This is a genomic window from Pseudomonas sp. PICF6, assembly GCF_009831705.1.
Taxonomy (GTDB): domain Bacteria; phylum Pseudomonadota; class Gammaproteobacteria; order Pseudomonadales; family Pseudomonadaceae; genus Aquipseudomonas; species Aquipseudomonas rhizophila.
In genome coordinates, this window is sequence record NZ_WUUD01000030.1 from 65,380 (window position 1) to 81,828 (window position 16,449).

The 16,449-nt window shown below is 59.2% G+C and carries 18 protein-coding genes; 8 read left to right on the forward strand and 10 right to left on the reverse strand.

Annotation, left to right across the window (positions count from 1 at the left end; genetic code table 11):
* Window positions 1–219: 219 nt before the first annotated feature.
* From GSM73_RS20065 to GSM73_RS20075, 3 genes are all read right to left on the reverse strand, one after another.
* A complete protein-coding gene (locus GSM73_RS20065; RefSeq protein WP_160893649.1) occupies window positions 220–579 on the reverse strand; it encodes a DUF6124 family protein in 360 nt (119 codons plus the stop codon).
* Window positions 580–1,278: 699 nt separating this feature from the next.
* Window positions 1,279–2,553: a glycoside hydrolase family 68 protein gene (locus tag GSM73_RS20070; protein ID WP_139049073.1), complete on the reverse strand. Its 1,275-nt coding sequence runs from the start codon at window positions 2,551–2,553 to the stop codon at window positions 1,279–1,281.
* 506 nt (window positions 2,554–3,059) lie between these two features.
* Window positions 3,060–3,518: a GNAT family N-acetyltransferase gene (locus GSM73_RS20075; protein WP_047229458.1), complete on the reverse strand. Its 459-nt coding sequence runs from the start codon at window positions 3,516–3,518 to the stop codon at window positions 3,060–3,062.
* A 254-nt stretch (window positions 3,519–3,772) separates the two neighbouring features.
* Between GSM73_RS20075 and GSM73_RS20080 the strand changes: the two genes are divergently transcribed.
* From GSM73_RS20080 to GSM73_RS20105, 6 genes are all read left to right on the forward strand, one after another.
* A complete protein-coding gene (locus tag GSM73_RS20080; RefSeq protein WP_107321797.1) occupies window positions 3,773–4,396 on the forward strand; it encodes a CDP-alcohol phosphatidyltransferase family protein in 624 nt (207 codons plus the stop codon).
* Window positions 4,397–4,406: 10 nt separating this feature from the next.
* Window positions 4,407–6,164 (forward strand): bifunctional alpha/beta hydrolase/class I SAM-dependent methyltransferase, encoded by a 1,758-nt coding sequence (locus tag GSM73_RS20085; RefSeq protein ID WP_076383476.1) that lies wholly within the window; start codon window positions 4,407–4,409, stop codon window positions 6,162–6,164.
* A complete protein-coding gene (locus tag GSM73_RS20090; protein WP_076383475.1) occupies window positions 6,164–7,507 on the forward strand; it encodes a phosphatase PAP2/dual specificity phosphatase family protein in 1,344 nt (447 codons plus the stop codon). Before GSM73_RS20085 ends, GSM73_RS20090 begins: the two co-directional genes overlap by 1 nt.
* Window positions 7,497–7,952: a hypothetical protein gene (locus GSM73_RS20095; protein ID WP_076383474.1), complete on the forward strand. Its 456-nt coding sequence runs from the start codon at window positions 7,497–7,499 to the stop codon at window positions 7,950–7,952. Before GSM73_RS20090 ends, GSM73_RS20095 begins: the two co-directional genes overlap by 11 nt.
* Before the next feature lie 72 nt (window positions 7,953–8,024).
* Window positions 8,025–8,645, forward strand: coding sequence for a 1-acyl-sn-glycerol-3-phosphate acyltransferase (locus tag GSM73_RS20100; protein ID WP_076383473.1), 621 nt, complete (start codon window positions 8,025–8,027; stop codon window positions 8,643–8,645).
* Window position 8,646: 1 nt separating this feature from the next.
* On the forward strand, window positions 8,647–9,579 hold the full coding sequence (locus GSM73_RS20105) for a phosphatidate cytidylyltransferase (RefSeq protein WP_047229452.1): 933 nt from the start codon (window positions 8,647–8,649) through the stop codon (window positions 9,577–9,579).
* Between the two features lie 245 nt (window positions 9,580–9,824).
* Here GSM73_RS20105 and GSM73_RS20110 read toward each other — a convergent pair whose 3' ends face one another.
* The 7 genes from GSM73_RS20110 to GSM73_RS20140 all read right to left on the reverse strand — a co-directional run bounded on the left by GSM73_RS20110 (window position 9,825) and on the right by GSM73_RS20140 (window position 15,556).
* Window positions 9,825–10,982 (reverse strand): glutathionylspermidine synthase family protein, encoded by a 1,158-nt coding sequence (locus GSM73_RS20110; RefSeq protein ID WP_160893651.1) that lies wholly within the window; start codon window positions 10,980–10,982, stop codon window positions 9,825–9,827.
* Between the two features lie 12 nt (window positions 10,983–10,994).
* Window positions 10,995–11,714 (reverse strand): DUF1190 domain-containing protein, encoded by a 720-nt coding sequence (locus tag GSM73_RS20115; RefSeq protein ID WP_076383471.1) that lies wholly within the window; start codon window positions 11,712–11,714, stop codon window positions 10,995–10,997.
* 18 nt (window positions 11,715–11,732) lie between these two features.
* The gene (locus GSM73_RS20120) at window positions 11,733–12,161 is read right to left on the reverse strand and encodes a DUF350 domain-containing protein (protein ID WP_160893653.1); all 429 of its coding nucleotides are present in this window, start codon (window positions 12,159–12,161) and stop codon (window positions 11,733–11,735) included.
* Between the two features lie 15 nt (window positions 12,162–12,176).
* Window positions 12,177–12,851, reverse strand: coding sequence for a DUF2491 family protein (locus GSM73_RS20125; RefSeq protein WP_047229448.1), 675 nt, complete (start codon window positions 12,849–12,851; stop codon window positions 12,177–12,179).
* A complete protein-coding gene (locus GSM73_RS20130) occupies window positions 12,838–13,875 on the reverse strand; it encodes an ion channel (RefSeq protein WP_076383469.1) in 1,038 nt (345 codons plus the stop codon). Before GSM73_RS20130 ends, GSM73_RS20125 begins: the two co-directional genes overlap by 14 nt.
* Before the next feature lie 376 nt (window positions 13,876–14,251).
* Complete coding sequence (locus GSM73_RS20135; RefSeq protein ID WP_092394744.1) at window positions 14,252–14,950, reverse strand: PspA/IM30 family protein; 699 nt, start codon at window positions 14,948–14,950, stop codon at window positions 14,252–14,254.
* 24 nt (window positions 14,951–14,974) lie between these two features.
* On the reverse strand, window positions 14,975–15,556 hold the full coding sequence (locus tag GSM73_RS20140; RefSeq protein WP_092394936.1) for a YjfI family protein: 582 nt from the start codon (window positions 15,554–15,556) through the stop codon (window positions 14,975–14,977).
* 486 nt (window positions 15,557–16,042) lie between these two features.
* On the opposite strand from GSM73_RS20140, the gene GSM73_RS20145 reads away from it, so the two are divergent.
* Entirely contained in the window at window positions 16,043–16,282 is a 240-nt protein-coding gene (locus GSM73_RS20145; protein WP_047230583.1) for a type II toxin-antitoxin system RelB/DinJ family antitoxin, read from the forward strand.
* Window positions 16,272–16,449, forward strand: a 178-nt coding sequence (locus GSM73_RS27635; RefSeq protein WP_256677010.1) for a type II toxin-antitoxin system RelE/ParE family toxin, incomplete at its 3' end; no start/stop codon positions are given. The genes GSM73_RS20145 and GSM73_RS27635, both read left to right, overlap by 11 nt.

Sequence of the window (16,449 nt, forward strand, 5' to 3'; positions counted from 1 at the left end):
TTCAAATGATCGAGCGACAAAAAGACAACCAAGCCGGTTTTTACAGGTCGGGAGCGGCCCCATATTTTCAGAGCCGGCTTGCCGAGTACAGCAACGACTAATGCCCTGCGATCTGGCGGGTCAACTGCGTTGATGTGTCTAATTCCGAACGCTCGGCCATTAAAAAAGGCCTTGCTATGCAAGACCTTTTTTCATACCCGAGGTAAGCGCAGCCCCTTGTTACCTCATCTCAACAATATCCAAAGCCCGATTCGCCAACAGTTCACTCACCTCAATCACCTGCAAAATCCCCATCGCAACACGCCGTCGCGATCCCTCCAGATCAAACGCCAAATCACTAATCATGGCATTAGCCGAAGCCAGGTTTTCGCTGAGATTGGCCAGCAGACACTCCGAATCAACATCCGGTGCGATACGGAGGATGGTGTTGGGTTTGTCAGACGTTTCGCTCTTCGGCGTAGGCTTCAGGTAGTAATCCAACGCTCGGTTGGCAGCATCATCGAGTTTCTTGTTACGAGCAGACTGAACGCGAGACTCATGTTCATCTGTGACAGGCGGGTTTGGTGTAATTTTTGCCATCGACTTAGGTTCCTGTAAGTGATGCTGCAACCACCTCGCGACTAAACGAGAGGGCGGCAGCTGTGCGCAGGTTAGTCGACCGGTGAACCTAAGAATCCCGGCGCGCCCGAGGGCGCCCTGCGCACAGCCACCATCAATACAGGAACAGCACAGCCTGTCCGACGGGACTTGGTACGCCTTAGGTTGAGACGGGCGACTAAACCCGATCACTGATGAGCAGTGACAGGATCAAAACTACCGACGCGGCCAAGGGCGCACAAGCCGGCGGATTCTGGCGTAGTTGTAAGCAATGGCGCAAGGCGATGTCAGCTGGATATTGGGGTTGTGTCGGGGCTGCAGATTGGTCTGTAGGTTGCTGATCCATTTGGCTGATGAGCCGCTATCGCGAGCAGGCTCGCTCCCACAGAGGAACGCGTGTACATATGTCGCTGCTGGCGACATGACGATAGAACGTGTCGCTGAAATCCAAAAATGGCGACACGTCAGGCATTTCAAACATAGGAATGGCAGAGCGGGTTTGCTCGAGGGAACGCATTCACGACCGGCTGCATCCTTGCAGCCAGTCGCGAAGAGGTTACGACTCGTTGTTCAATGGGGCTTGCGAGCAACGTCGCAATGAATCAGGCGGGATATCTCGACCATATCCACAACGGTTTTGTCATCGACCGCAAACCCGCTGCCTGAAACCCTCTGTTGCTATTACTTGAGCGTGACGTCGAGCATCGGCGGGATGTAGCCGTAGTCGTACTCGGCCACCACGAACGTCTGTTGCCCTTTTATTTTCATGCCCACCGTGGGTGCCTCGGTGCCACCGACACGAATCTGCGTGCCGGTTTCGTCGGTCGGTACGCTGTCGATGAAGGAGGTCACCAAGCCGTTTGGCATTACATAGTGCGAGTAGGTCTGGAATGGCTGGGAGGACGGGTTGCCCAGCACCAGGCCGGAACCGTTCAGCGGCACGTAAGGGCCGAAGAGCGAGTCCGCGACGAAACCGTACACGCCGTCCGGCCCGGTCACGCCGTCGGCGTAGGTGAAGGTATGGCTGATCGTGAACAGGTAGTACTTGCCATCCTGGAATACGAAGTGCGGGCGCTCGGTCTGGTCGTTTACGCCCACGGCGGTCAGCAGTGGCGGCAACATTTCCCAGTCGTCACCGTCCGCGTCGCGGGCCACGGCGATGCCAACACAGGCGGTCTGGTAGCGCGAGTTGCCGACATCTTCATAACCCGGCGGCACATCGCCGATTTCTGCCTCTCCCACTTTGTGCGAGCCGCGCTCACCGGCCACGTTGCCCTCGAACAGCATGTACAGCTTGCCGTCTTTCGGGTCGCGGAATGGCCATGGGTCGCGGAAACCCCAGAAAGCGTTTTGTGCTTCGGTCTGATACATATTGCCGTCGGCCTCGAACAGCGGCTTGACCTTCTCGAAGCCGACCATGCTGACACCGTGCTCAGTGGTAACCACCCGACCGCGCACCTTGACGATGGTCGCGCCCGGGGTGACGGCGGTGTAATACAGGTCCACTTCACCGCGGTCGTTCAACAGGATCGGCGTACCGGCCCATTCGCGAGCGGTCGGCGAAACGCCTTCGGCCATCACACGGCCACCGAATTCCCAGTTCTTGCCGGTACGAGAAAACCAGTAGTACATCTTTGCCCGACCGTGACGATCGTTCCAATCGCGGAGGATGTCGTAGTTGCCGTCCTCATCGAGGTACTGCGGGTCGTTTGGATGACGATCGGCCGTCAGGGTGAAGATCACCGACCAGCCATCGACGGACGTCACGTTACCGTCCAAGTCGCGCAGGGGCATGGTGTCCCAGATGAACACGTCGTTGTTCAATACCGGGAAATCCGCGCTGACCAGCGGCTGAGTGGTGGTGGGATCATCCGCCCGGACTTTCAACGCATCAGCGCGGGTCCAAAGGCTGGGTTGATGGGGTGTTACACCGAATTTTTCAGTGTTGGTTTTCATAAGGTAGTGCCTCGTCCATGAATGGATTCAAATAAATGACGCTTTAGAAATACTGTATGCACATACAGTGAAACCACCTTATAGAGGCTCACCCATGTGGGTCAAGCGAAAAAATGCATTTGTGCATATTTTGGTTTTTCTTGTAGCTGATACGTTTCAGCCATGAACGTTTGCAGAAGTTAGTTCCAGGGTAGATCGGCGACGTTGCCTGCACGCTCGGTGCTTTGAATCGCTGATTGGTGGAAGCGCGCGTAACTGCGCAATGGGAGGCAGTGCATAGAGGGAGCGGATTGCCGTGTTCTGCTCGTGAGGTGGTGAATCAGTGGCGCTGAGGTTGACTGGTGTATCGCTATCGCGAGCAGGCTCGCTCCCACAGGGGGTGTGCGAAATGACTGCTATGGCGGTGGGTCAGATGCTTGATGGGTGCTGGGGTTGTGTCGGGGGGTTGCCTATGCCCAGGATCCGCGTAGGAACAATCGACTCGCTGGTGTGCGGCCCGGCGGTGGCTACAGCTGCCGCGACATCAGCCATTGCTCTTTCCCCCATGCCTCAAAGCGCTCCAGCACTTCCCAGCCAAGCCCGGTGTAGTAGTCGCGCTGGTTGTGGGTGTGCAAGTACAAGGTGGTGAATCCCGCTTCTCTGGCATGGTTGCAGATGCCTTCGATCAGTTGCGCGGCAAGGCCTCTGCGGCGGGCGGTTGGGGTGATGAAGACGCATGCCAGCCATGGGCCGAGTTCTGGTCGGTCGGGCAGGTCGTCGCTGGCCAGTGAGACGCCGCCTAGCAACTGGTCTTGCTCCGTGGCGATCAGGCATTTCCAGTGTCCATCACGTTGGCCCGCAGCGAACTCTTGCTGCCAACTGGCGAGGGATTGCTGGGCGAATTCATAGCTGAATTCCTGGTGAAGCCACTCGGCCATCTGGTCGCATTTGTCCATGTGGTTTTCGAGCCAATCCATTTGCGGCATTTGGAGCGTTCCTTATGTTTGGGACAACAGGGTGTTGACCTGTTTGGCTGATGAACCGCTATCGCGAGCAAGCTATGCTCCCACAGAGGCTTGTGGCAAGCCCGCTCCTACAGGGGTTCTTTATTCACCGGTGAATTCGTTGCCAGATGCCTACCCGCGCGCATCTCGAGAATTACCCCTCCAGCCAAACCCCAACTATCGTAATCTCGCAGCTGAACAAGCCCAGCCCCGTAACCGGCCGAGATTTCATTCCCATGCCCTCCATCTACCAGCTCAAACCCGCCTTCCAGAACCTGCTGCGCCCCATGGTCCAGCGCCTTTACGACAAGGGCATCACCGCCAATCAGGTCACCCTGCTCGCCGGCGTTGTCTCTGTGCTGGTGGGGGCCGTGGTGGCATGGTTCGCCAATCATCCGGGGGTGTTTATCCTGGTGCCGATCTGGATGCTTCTGCGCATGGCGTTGAACGCGGTGGATGGCATGTTGGCGCGGGAGTTCGGGCAGCAATCGCATCTGGGCGCCTACCTCAATGAGCTATGCGATATCATCGCCGACGCTGCCTTGATCCTGCCTTTTGCCCTGTTTGCCGATGCCAGTCTGTTGCTGGTGTTGTTGGTCACGCTGTTGGCGTTGTTCAGCGAATACGCCGGTGTGCTGGGGGCGATGGTGGGGGCTTCGCGGCGCTATGACGGGCCGATGGGCAAGAGTGATCGCGCCTTTGTGTTGGGCGTGCTGGCGACCGGGATTGCCCTGGGTTGGCTCGGGACACTCTGGGTTGATGGTGTGATGGCGGTGGTAGCCGCCCTGCTGGTTTATACCTTGGTCAATCGGGTGCGTCATGGCCTGAATCAAGTGACGGAAAACGCTCCCTCAGCATAAGGAAGTTGCAATGCGCGAAGCCCAGGAACTGACGTTTACCACCTTTGACGGCGTGGATTTGTTTTACCGGCATTGGCCGGCCGTCGATGCGGCGCCGGGTGAGCCTCGTCAGGCGGTGTTGTTGTTTCATCGGGGTCATGAACACTCCGGGCGCATTGCGCATCTGGTGGATGAGCTGGATTTGCCCGGGTTCGACTTCTTTGCCTGGGATGCACGCGGCCATGGCCAGTCGCCGGGCGCGCGCGGCGACAGTCCGAGTTTTGCCACCAGTGCGCGGGATGTGCAGACGTTTTGCGATCACATCGGCGCAACGCATCAGATCGACGAGCAGAACATCGCCGTGGTGGCGCAGAGTGTCGGGGCGGTGATTGCCTCGACCTGGGTTCACGATTACGCGCCGCGCATTCGTTCGCTGGTGCTGGCGTCGCCGGCGTTCAAGGTCAAGCTTTACGTGCCTTTCGCTCGTCCGGGCCTGGCGCTGATGCGCCGGTTTCGCGGCAACTTTTTCGTCAACAGTTACGTCAAGGCGAAATTCCTCAGCCATGACCCGGAGCGGGTGGCGTCCTACGACAGCGATCCGCTGATCACCAAGGCGATTTCGGTGAATGTGCTGCTGGGTCTCTACGAAGCCGCCGACCGCGTGGTGGCCGATGCCCAGGCGATTCAGGTGCCAACGCAGTTGTTGATCTCAGGTTCCGACTTTGTGGTGCAGCGCAAACCCCAGGAGCAGTTCTTCGAGCGGTTGGGCAGTGTGCACAAGGAGAAACACATTCTGCCGGGGTTCTTCCACGACACCCTCGGCGAGAAGAACCGTGCACCGGCCATCGCCAGTGCCCGTCGGTTCATTCTGCAAAACTTTGCCCGCCCGCTGGACCGCCCTTCCCTGCTGGACGCTGATCGCCTGGGCGCGACCTGCGCCGAGTCCGAAGCCTTGGCGACGCCGCTGCCGCACAATTCGTTGCGCGACCTGTACTGGCGCATGACCCGCGCCAGCATGCGCTTTGGCAGCAAGTTGTCGGCTGGGGTGAAGTTGGGTTTCGACACCGGCTTCGACTCCGGCAGCACGCTGGATTACGTCTACCGCAATCGCCCCACCGGCACCTCGGCCGTGGGACGGATGATTGACCAGAATTACCTGAACTCCATCGGCTGGCGCGGGATTCGTCAGCGCAAGTTGCACGTCGAGGAGCTGCTGCGTTTGGCCATGGGCAGTTTGCGCGAGCAGGACCGCGAGGTGCGCATTGTCGACATCGCCGCCGGTCATGGCCGTTACATTCTCGAAGCGCTGCAAGGTGTCAGTCCGTTGCCGGAGTCGATCCTGCTGCGCGACTACAGCGACATCAACGTGCGGGACGGCAGTGCGCTGATTCTTGAGAAGGGCTTGGGCGATATCGCTCGGTTCGTCAAAGGTGATGCCTTTGATCGCTCGGATCTGGCGGCGCTGGAGCCCAAACCGACGCTCGCGGTGGTGTCCGGGTTGTATGAGTTGTTTGCCGATAATCAGATGGTCGGTGACTCCCTCGCCGGCCTGGCCGAAGCGGTGGAGCCTGGCGGGTTCCTGGTCTACACCGGGCAGCCGTGGCACCCGCAACTGGAACTGATCGCCCGCGCCCTCACCAGCCACCGCGCCGGGCAGGCCTGGGTAATGCGCCGGCGCACGCAGGCGGAGATGGATCAACTGGTGGAGGCGGCGGGTTTCCGCAAGATCACTTTGCGGGTCGATGAGTGGGGCATCTTCAGCGTTTCGCTGGCTCAGCGAGTGCAGTGATGAGCGCCGTCATCGCCCCGGCCCGCGAGCCCGGCCTGCTGAAACCGGCGGTGCTGTGGTTGCTGCTGTTGGCGCCGTTGTTTTTCAGCACCTATGGCTTCGCCACTTGGGTGACGTCCCAGCGGGACGACGTGGGCAGTTTGGTGTTTGGTTGGGAAAGCTACATGCCGTTCATGGCCTGGACCATCGTGCCCTATTGGTCGATTGATCTGCTGTACGGCCTGTCCCTGCTGTTGCCCAACAGCCGCGAAGAACTCAAACGCCACGCCTTGCGTCTGCTCACGGCCCAGGCGATTGCGGTCAGTTGTTTTCTGATCTGGCCGTTGCGCTTCACCTTCGCCCGGCCGGAAATGGATGGGGTGTTTGGTTGGCTGTTCGACGTGCTGGCCGGGTTCGACAAGCCGTTCAATCAGGCACCGTCGCTGCACATCGCGTTGTTGGTGGTGCTGTGGGTGTGTTATCAGCGGCACCTGCAAGGGCTCTGGCGTTGGCTGATGCACGGTTGGTTCGCGCTGATTGGCGTGTCGGTGCTGACCACGTATCAACATCACTTTATTGACCTGCCCACAGGTGCGTTGGCCGGGTGGTTGTGTGTCTGGTTGTGGCCGCTGGATCGGCCCAGCCCGCTGAAAAATGCACGTGTGACCGCGGACCCGGCTCGTCTGCGATTGGCTTTGCGCTATGGTTTAGGGGCTGCGGCGTTTTTTGTTCCGGCGTTTGCCTTGGGTGGCGCGTGGCTCTGGTTGATCTGGCCGGCAGTGGCGGTGCTGGGGGTGACGCTGAATTACCTGGTGTTCGGTGCCGATGGCTTTCAGAAGCGCGCGGATGGCCGATTGAGCCCGGCGGTGCGCTGGCTGTTGGCGCCTTACCTGGCGGCGGCGTGGATCAATTCCCGATGGTGGACGCGCAAGCATCCGCAGGCCGATCAGGTGGCCGATAACGTCTGGCTGGGGCGCATTCCCACGCCGATGGAATTGAAGGACAGTGCGTTTACCGGCGTGCTCGACCTTTGCGCCGAAATGTCCATGGACAGCACCGGCATCGCCTATCGCGCATTGCCGGTGCTTGACCTGACCGCGCCCAGTGCCGAGCAGTGCCTGGAAGCTGCACGGATGATCGAGAACCTGCGTCAGCATGGGCCGCTGCTGGTCTGCTGCGCCCTGGGTTATTCACGCAGCGCCAGCGCTGTGGCAGCGTGGTTGTTGCACACTGGCCGGGCCGCCAGCGTCGATGCGGCCATCGTCCAAATCCAGCGGGTCCGCCCGCAGGTTGTTTTGCATCCGGCGCACCGGCGGGCGTTGGAACGGTTATCCACAAGCACGAGGAATGACCATGATCAGTGATATGGAACTCCACACGGTGGCGAGCCTGTTGCGCCGAGGTCACTCGCTGGATCAGCTTTCCACGGGGCTGACCCTGTTGGCGGCGCTGCTGGGGCTGACTCAATTTTTGGTCGGTAGCGTCAATCCTTGGCTGCTGTGCTTTAGCGTCGTGATATTCATGCTTGGCGTGCTGCAAAAGTACTGGGCGCAGCGCGTGGCGTTTGATGCCGACCTGTTCCAGCGCATGGCGGACAGCACCCAATCGCTGGCCGAACGAACCTATACATTGGATCAAGCCCTCACCGCCCTCGGCCTGCAACCGGTCGAACGCAGCGGTCGGCTCTGGACCGAGCGCCGGCATGGCGCGTTGTTGCTGCTGCGCCGCCAGTCGTTGTTGCTGGCCACGCAAGTTGTCTTGACGCTGGGCGTGATCCTCGCAAGTCCCTGGCTAACTTCAGGTATCTAGATAGCTTTTGTGGCGAGGGAGCTTGCTCCCTCGCCACAGTTACGCTTATGTTTCTCAGGACAAGGAATCCTCATGTTCGAACCCGTGGTCGCCAGCCTCATCACCTCCGCCGCCCGCATGGTCACGGGGGCTCGTAGCCTGTGGCTCGGTTGCGCGCCGCAACCGGTGCAGCGGATCTACTTCGCCAATCACAGCAGCCACGGCGACTTCGTGCTGCTGTGGGCCTCGTTGCCGCCGGCGCTGCGCAAGCTTACCCGGCCGGTGGCGGGCGCCGATTACTGGCAGACCAGCCCGCTGCGGCGCTACATCATCAACCGGGTGTTCAACGGCGTGCTGGTGGACCGCGAGCGCAAGGACCCTTCGTACAACCCTTTGCAGCCGATGCTCGATGCCTTGGAAAACGGCGACTCGCTGATCATCTTCCCCGAGGGCACGCGCAACCCGGAGGACGGCCTGCTGCCGTTCAAGAGTGGGATCTATCACTTGATGAAAAGCCACCCTGAAGTCGAGGTGATTCCAGTGTGGATCGCCAACCTCAACCGCGTCATGCCCAAAGGTCGGGTACTGCCGTTGCCGCTGTTGTGCACCACCAGTTTCGGCGCGCCGCTGTGCATCGAAGAAGATGAAAGCAAAGAGCAATTTCTTGAACGCAGCCGGGCCGCGCTGCTGGCACTGGCCCCGGAGCACGTCTGACATGGATAGACATACCCTGATGCTGTTTAGCGGGATCGGCGCGATTCTGCTGCTGGCCTCTGTGATTGGTTTCATTCTCAAACTGCGGACAAAAGGCGCGCCGAATTCGGTCATCGATAACCTCAACGCGCGGATCAACGCCTGGTGGGTGATGGTGCTGGTGATCGGCACCGCGTTCTGGCTGGGCAACGCCGCGGTCATCCTGTTGTTCTACGCCGTGTCGTTTTACGCCCTGCGGGAATTCCTGACCCTGACACCGACCCGGCGCAGCGACTACCCGGCCTTGGTGGCGGCGTTCTACCTGGCGCTGCCGCTGCAATACCTGCTGATTTATTTTGATTGGTACGGACTGTTTTCGATCTTTATCCCGGTGTACGTGTTCCTGCTGCTGCCGATCCTGGCGTCCCTGGGCGGCGACAGCACGCACTTTCTGGAGCGCGCTTCCAAGGTCCAGTGGGGGCTGATGATCGCGGTGTTCTGCATCTCGTTTGTGCCGGCGCTGCTGACGTTGGACATTGCCGGTTTCGAAGGGCGCAACCTGTTGCTGATCGCTTACCTGGTGATCGTGGTGCAGCTGTCGGATGTGCTGCAGTACGTATGCGGCAAGTTGTTCGGCAAACACAAGATCGCCCCGAACCTGTCACCGTCGAAAACCGTCGAGGGTTTTGTCGGCGGCATTCTGCTGGCTTCGCTGATCGGTGGCGCGTTGTGGTGGATCACGCCGTTCAATCCGTGGCAGTCGTTCCTCATCGCCTTGCTGATCAACTTGCTGGGGTTTGCCGGTGGGATTGTCATGTCGGCGATCAAGCGTGACCGTGGCGTCAAGGATTGGGGGCACATGATCGAAGGCCACGGCGGCATGCTGGATCGGCTGGATTCGGTGTGCTTCGCCGCACCGATCTTCTTTCATTTGGTGCGGTACTGGTGGACCTGAAAAATCTGTGGTGAACACCTGACCTGTGGGAGCGAGCCTGCTCGCGATAGCGGAAAGTCAGTCGACATTGATGTTGGCTGATCCACCGCCATCGCGAGCAGGCTCGCTCCCACATGGGTTCAGCGCCTAGCCCACTGACACACCGCCCTTGTGGCGAGGGAGCTTGCTCCCGCTGGGCTGCGAAGCAGTCCCAAAAACAAGCACCGCAGACTGTCAGGCTGATTGAATTGGCTGCTTGGGAGCAATCAGTCGAGGATCAAATGCGGCAAGAACCGGCTCGAATCCTTGGTGATCAAGCTGTTGTCTTCCCGCACGCCGATGCCGGCGGCCTGGTCGCCGATGACCCAGGAGCCGATCAATGTGTAGCTGTCGCCAAACTTCGGCAACGGGGCGAATTCCTGGAGGATGAAGGGGGCGTCGGTGTAGGGGCCGTCTTCTTTGACGACCAGGCCATCAGCGGTTTGCAGCTCGATGTTGGCGCCTTCCCGGGAAAAGAACGGTTTGCGTACCCAGCCCTTGGGTACGGCTTTGCTCGAGTCAGTGTCGAGATGGGCTGCGAGCAGGTTCGGGTGACCTTTGTTGAATTCCCACAGCAACGGCAGGATGCCTTTGTTGGAGATGATCGATTTCCAGGCCGGCTCGAAAAACTGCGTGTCGCTCTGGGCAATCGCCGCACCAAAAGGCTCGTGGAAGATGAACTCCCAGGCATGCAGCTTGAACAGGTGAGGGATCCAGCGATCTTCCAGATCGACGAAACGGCCTTCGCCTGTAAGGCCGATGTCCTCGATATCGATGTGCCGCGATTCGATGCCGACTTTTTCCGCGATCAGGCGTAAGTAGTCGGTGGTGCCCTTGTCTTCGATCGAGTCTTTCATCGACGCAAAGTAAAAAGGCTGCTTGAGTTGCAGTTGGGCAAAGACCTGATGCAGCTTGGTGTCGATGCTGTTGAACTGGTCGGCATGCCCAGGCAACAGTCCGCGCTCGATGCATTGCTCCAGCCAGCCCCACTGAAACGCCGACGCCTCGTACAGGCTGGTCGGCGTGTCGTAGTTCAGTTCCAGCAGCTTGGCGGGGCCGCTGCCGTTGTAGGAGAAGTCCATGCGCCCATACAGGTGCGGATGCCCTTCGAGCCATGAGGTGCGAACCATGTCGAAGAACGGCGCGGGAATGCTCAGGCGCTCCAGCAGCTCCTCGCTCTGAACCACTCGGGCCACCAGGTCCATGCACATCTCATGGATCTCGGTGGTCGGGTCCTCCAGATCGTCTTCGATCTGCTTGAGCGTGAACTGGTAGTACGCGCTCTCGTCCCAATAGGGTTCATCATCGATGGTGTGGAACAGAAAGCCGAGACTCTCGGCGGTCTGTTTCCAGTCATGACGTTCGGCGCAATGGACTTTCTTCATGACGCGCGTTCCTTAACTGCTCGATCGCCCGGAGCTGCTCGAGCCGCCCCAACCGCTGCGGGCGCTGGCTTTGCTGCCGAAACCGCCACGGGAGGTGGACGAAGCAACAGAGATCGGCTTGCTGGCGGAGCGAACTGTGTCGGTGTAGTTGCCATACCTCGCCTGATTGGACTTGGTAAAGGTCGAGCCTTTGGAAATCCGCTGGGCGAGCGTTGAGGACGCGTAGTTGCCGCGATCATCGCGATAGCGGTAGACCGGTTGGGAGTAATAGCTGTTGCGGTTGCTGCTCAGCATGTTGCCGATCAGCAATCCGGTCAGCAGGCTGGTGCCGGAGAACCCTGAGCCTTGCGCATTGGCTTCGGAGGCCGGCAGTTGTGCCTTGGCCGCGTCCACCTGGGCTTGGGTAACCTGGCCATCGGCGGTCAGTTCGAAACCACCCAGCCTGGGGATGAACTGGCCGGTGGAATCCTGTTGGCACCAATCGGCAACAAAGTCGGCATCGCAATCGGCCTGGTTGCTGTACGTCGGTGCGATGCGGCGATGCTCGGCCATGGCGGTCATGTAGGCGTCGGAGCACACGTCTACCGGGAGTTTTTCATCGGCACATTGCTGCACGGACTGGAAGTTGTACTTCTTCTGTACCGGGTAGGTTTTTTCTGTCGGGCCGCAGCCTGATATCGCCATGGCGACCGACGCGGCCAGCGAGAGCTGAACGTACTTGCTTCGTTTCATGGGATCTCCGTGGCGCAATCAGTTCTGGGAAGGCGTCATGCACGCGGCGTTCAACATGCCGACGCTGATGGCCACTGCCGCGATATAAATACCCGCGGCGAGCTCACCCTTTTTAATGCGTTCAGAGGCGCCTTTGAGCACCAGACTGGTCACCAGGAACGCCAGCAGTTGCACGAACGCGGCGATCACGGCCCAGACAACGAAGTCCAGAAGGCTGATGGAATAGGCAATCACATTGCTGGCCGGGATGGCGAAACCGATGATGGCGCCGCCCAGCGCGATGGCGGCGGCCACGTTGCCCGAACGGATCAGTTCGAATTCCTTGTGCGGCGTGATCCGGGTGTAGATGAACTGGTACAGCGCGAACAGCACGGCCGCACCGAGGATGTACAACACAAACCCGAGCACGGCGGCTTTGTTCAGGGAAATCGAGAGCGCTTCAAGCATGGACTTCTTCCTTTTTTAAAAAGTGTTCAGGTCAGTGGTGTACAGCGAAATGCCCAGCGACGTGCTCAAGCTGATGGTGCCTTCGGCATCTTCTTCGACGGAAAACAGCAGGAATTCCCGGCGATCGGTCAGGCCGGTTTCACGGGCATACAGCATTGAGCGGTGCTCGACGCTGTAGGACTCATCCGGATTGCTCACGCGCTCGCTCAACGCCACCAGTTCTGTCTGGCCTTCCTCGGTGCCCCATTCGCGGCTGTACTCGACACCGTCGTGGTTGTAGGTCGGCAGGCCGATCAGGCTTTCGGGCCCGGCCAGGCGTCGCAACTCCGCTTCGCTGTTGAGGGTGACGTAACTGAGGTAATTGAACAGGATCACCGACTCGACCTGCCCGGCGACATCGCCGCTGGTGTGCACTTGCAGCCAGTAGTCCTCGTCGTTCATGTAACAGCGCGTCAGCCAGTTCGATTGCCCGAGGTCGACGATGCCGGTGCTCCAGATCTGCTGGGCATCCGGGATGACCACGCCGGTGTTGCCGTCGAGCAACAATTTCAACGTGCTATCGAACCTGAGTTCTTTGCCAGATGCCAGGCCCAGCGGCCCGACGGAGGCGGGGATTGGGTTGGCGACCCATTTGGAGTCCTTGCCCGAGTTCGGCGCCTCCATGCCCATCAACCGTTTAAACCAGCCCATTGGAGATTTCCTTGAGACGCGCGGAGGCGATATAGAAGAGGTCGCCGCCGCCCCCGACCCGCGTGTCGCAGGGCGGGTTGATCGACGGGTGCCGGGCGCCTTTGGCGCGGTAGCCGATGAGAATGGCGTTGTGGTGCTCTTTCATCTGCACATACAGATCGCCGAACGCGGCATCAAACGCTTCGGGCAGCTTCATCAGGTACTGAGTGGCGCCCTCGCCCACGCAAAGCAATTCATTGATGACCACTGACGAACCCGGATCCTGTGAAGCACGCACCAACATCTCGATGGCCATGCTGGAGGTGCACTCCAGGCTGGGCGCGTAGGCGCTGGCGAGGGCGGCCACTTCACTGTCATTGAAATGGGCGACCACATGCCCGACCGGGTTCAGTTGATTGACCGCCAGCACGGTGGACAGGGTCAGATCGTCTGAGTGGGTGCGCACCAGGACGCGTTCGGCACCCGGCACACCGGCACGCTGCAAAAGTGCGACAGAGGACAGGCTTTCACCTTTGATAAAAGTCGTCTTGCCGGGCATGGGGTTTTCTTCAAGCACGCAATCGCAGATGACAATCAGGTTGTCATTGGACGTCTCGTCCTGCAGGAGCAACTCGATGACCCGTTCGCTGGAGGCGCCCTCCCAGCCGATGAGAACGGTGTGGCCGGTCTTGCCGGTGAAATCGCCTTTGCCCTTCATGCCTTTTCTCCATACATCAATGACGCTGCTGGTGGTTTTGCCGATGACCGTCGTCAACAGGGCAATGCCCCCGAGCATGATCCAGGTGGCCACGAAAATTCGCCCGGCGGATGTCTGTGGCAACAGATCGCCATAGCCGACGGTGAGCGTGGTGGTGAGATAGAAGTAGATAAACGTGGCGGCAGCGATGAGGTGCTGTTCGCCCAGAAGCACCAGGCCGATCCAGGCGATGGCCAGGTGTACGCCCAACGCAATGGCCAGGCCCGCCCAGCCGAACCGATGGAAGAAGGACGAGGCGTAGGTTCGCAGCAAAAGGAAAATCGACATTTCGTCCCTGACTCCGTGGGTTCATTCCTGGCGACGTCATCGCACGGGCAGCGGAGTGCTCAAGTGCGGTCACGGGGCAGCATTAAACCTGCTGCGCGGCGTGGATAGAAGAGCTTTGGTGACAATAAATCCGGGAATTTTCAGGAAAACAGGACTAAGACACAAAACCTGAAGCTGAACACAAAACCCTGTGGCGAGGGGATTTATCCCCGCTGGGCTGCGGAGCAGCCCTGAAACCTGACACCCTCGGTGTGTCAGCTGGGTCGAGCTCGCTGTTATTGGGGCTGCTTCGCAGCCCAACGGGGATAAATCCCCTCGCCACAAGGTCTGTGCCTGGCTGCCTTGGCCTGTCCCCACCAAGGCAAAGCCCAGCCGATTACTCCGCCGATTTTTTCTTCAGGCGTTCCAGAATCGCATTGGCGCTGCCTTCGTTCGGCGTGATGCCGGCATCGCGCAGTTTGCGCTCCAGGTCGTTGCCGGTCGAAGCCTCGGCCAGTTCGTCCTGGGCTTGCAGTTCAGCGGCACGTTGCTGTTGCTTGGCCTGCAGGCGGTTGAGCGTACCGACGGCGGTTTCCAGCTTACCATTGGCGCCGCCGCTGGCAATCGAAGCACTGACCTGGGCTTTCTGCACGCTCTCACGGGCCTTGGCCATGTCCACTTGCTGACGCAGGCTTTTGATGCGGTTCTCGGCCTTGACGATGTCCTTGCGCATGTTTTCAGCGTAACCACCGAACTCGGTCGCGTGCTTTTGCTCGGCGTCCAGCTCAGTGGTCAGGGTCGAAATGGCTTCGGCCACTTCCAGTGCCAGGTCTTCACGGTTGGCCTGGATGGCCGCCAGCGCCTTGGACTCCAGGTCCTGGATCTTGGCGTTGTACTCGCTGACGCGGTCAGTCGACAGTTTGTGTTTGGCCATGATGGTGACCAGCTCACGCTTGGCGTTGGCCAGCGCGCTGTCGGCATCGCGAATTTCCTGGTCGAGGATGCGCAGGGCCTGTTGATCGACGATCGATTCGCCGACTTCGTTGGCACCACCACGCAGCGCGGTGAACAATTTGCTCCAGATGGACTGAGTCATTGGATATTTCCTGTTCCCGAAAAATTAGATGAAGAAACGTTCGAAGGCTTCGCTGGCGCGCTGGACGTTGTCGACGAGGGTTTTGACCTCGGTCACGACGTTGGTCAGGCTGGAGTCGGAACTCAGTGCGCCAAACATGTTGTAGACAATCTGCCCGTTGGGCATGGACTCGATACCGATCGAGGACAGCGGGAACATTTCCCGGCTGCGCAGCACGGCATCATTGAAGGCCGCGACGTCGTTGATCGATTCGACATCCACCAGAACGGTGTCGACGATGATCTGATCACCCACCACTGCGATGTAAATCGGCAAGCCGCCAAAGTCGTTCATTTCCAGCTTGATGCTGGACTCGGAGCCTTGAACAAGGGAAAGCGTGATGTCGTTCGCCACCACTTCGTCGAGGGCCTGAAGGGCACTGAAGAGGCGATCAATGTTCCAGTTGTTACCTGCGCTCATGTAATTCTCCGACATGAATGAGCCAGCCAGAATCGGTTGGCGTAGCTGTTTCTCCATCTGCTTGAGCAGGCTCCGGTTTTCGGGAAGCACCCAAGTTTCGTGTTTCACATACCCGGCGGCACTCAAGCCCGCGCGCATCTGCTTCATGTAAAAGCTGGATGGTTTTTTCACGGACGGTTTCGAGCGCTCTCCCTTGCGGCTCGCTGAATCGGTAACAGACCCCGCAGGATCTGTTGGAGAGCGGCTGTTCATGGTGCTGACCTCACTGCGAAAAAACTCACGCGTGAGAAACACTACAGGGAATACCCAGTGCCCTCAATAGCTCACGCGTGAGATTTCTAATTGTCACAAACCACGGACACCCCCTGTGGGAGCGAGCCTGCTCGCGATAGCGACAGCACGTTCAGCATCAGGGTGTCTGACACACCGCTATCGCGAGCAGGCTCGCTCCCACACTGTTTTGTGGTGGTCACAGCGGCGAGGTCAATCACAACTCCCCGGCTCCCGGATGAATTTTGTCTCACTCAACAAGGGGCCGATTCGTCTGAAAACAGCTAAACCCGCAAACCAAAGGTGCCGGACGGGAGGAGTAGTTGCTAACGTAACGCCAAACGTCATTACAGGTATTACTCCATGGCTTCCATCAACATCCGCATTGACGATGACCTTAAGCGGCGGTCATTTGCCGAACTGGAAAAGCTCGGTGTTACGCCTTCCGAACTGCTACGCCAGACACTTCAATACGTGGCGGAACGAGGCAAGTTGCCTTTCAAGGCCGCGTTAATCAGTGAGGAAGATGAAGCGCTCATTGCGGTGGTCACAGAGCGCCTCGCCAACCCTCAACGAGTGAAGGTCAGCCTGGATGACCTATAGCCTTGAATTTGATCGACGTGCATTGAAGGAGTGGAACAAGCTAGGCGAAACACTGCGACAGCAGTTCAAAAAGAAGCTCATCGAAATTCTTGAAAACCCTCGCGTCGAAGCCAACCGACTCCGACAACTCCCCGACGTGAGATTTCTAATTGTCACAAACCACGGAC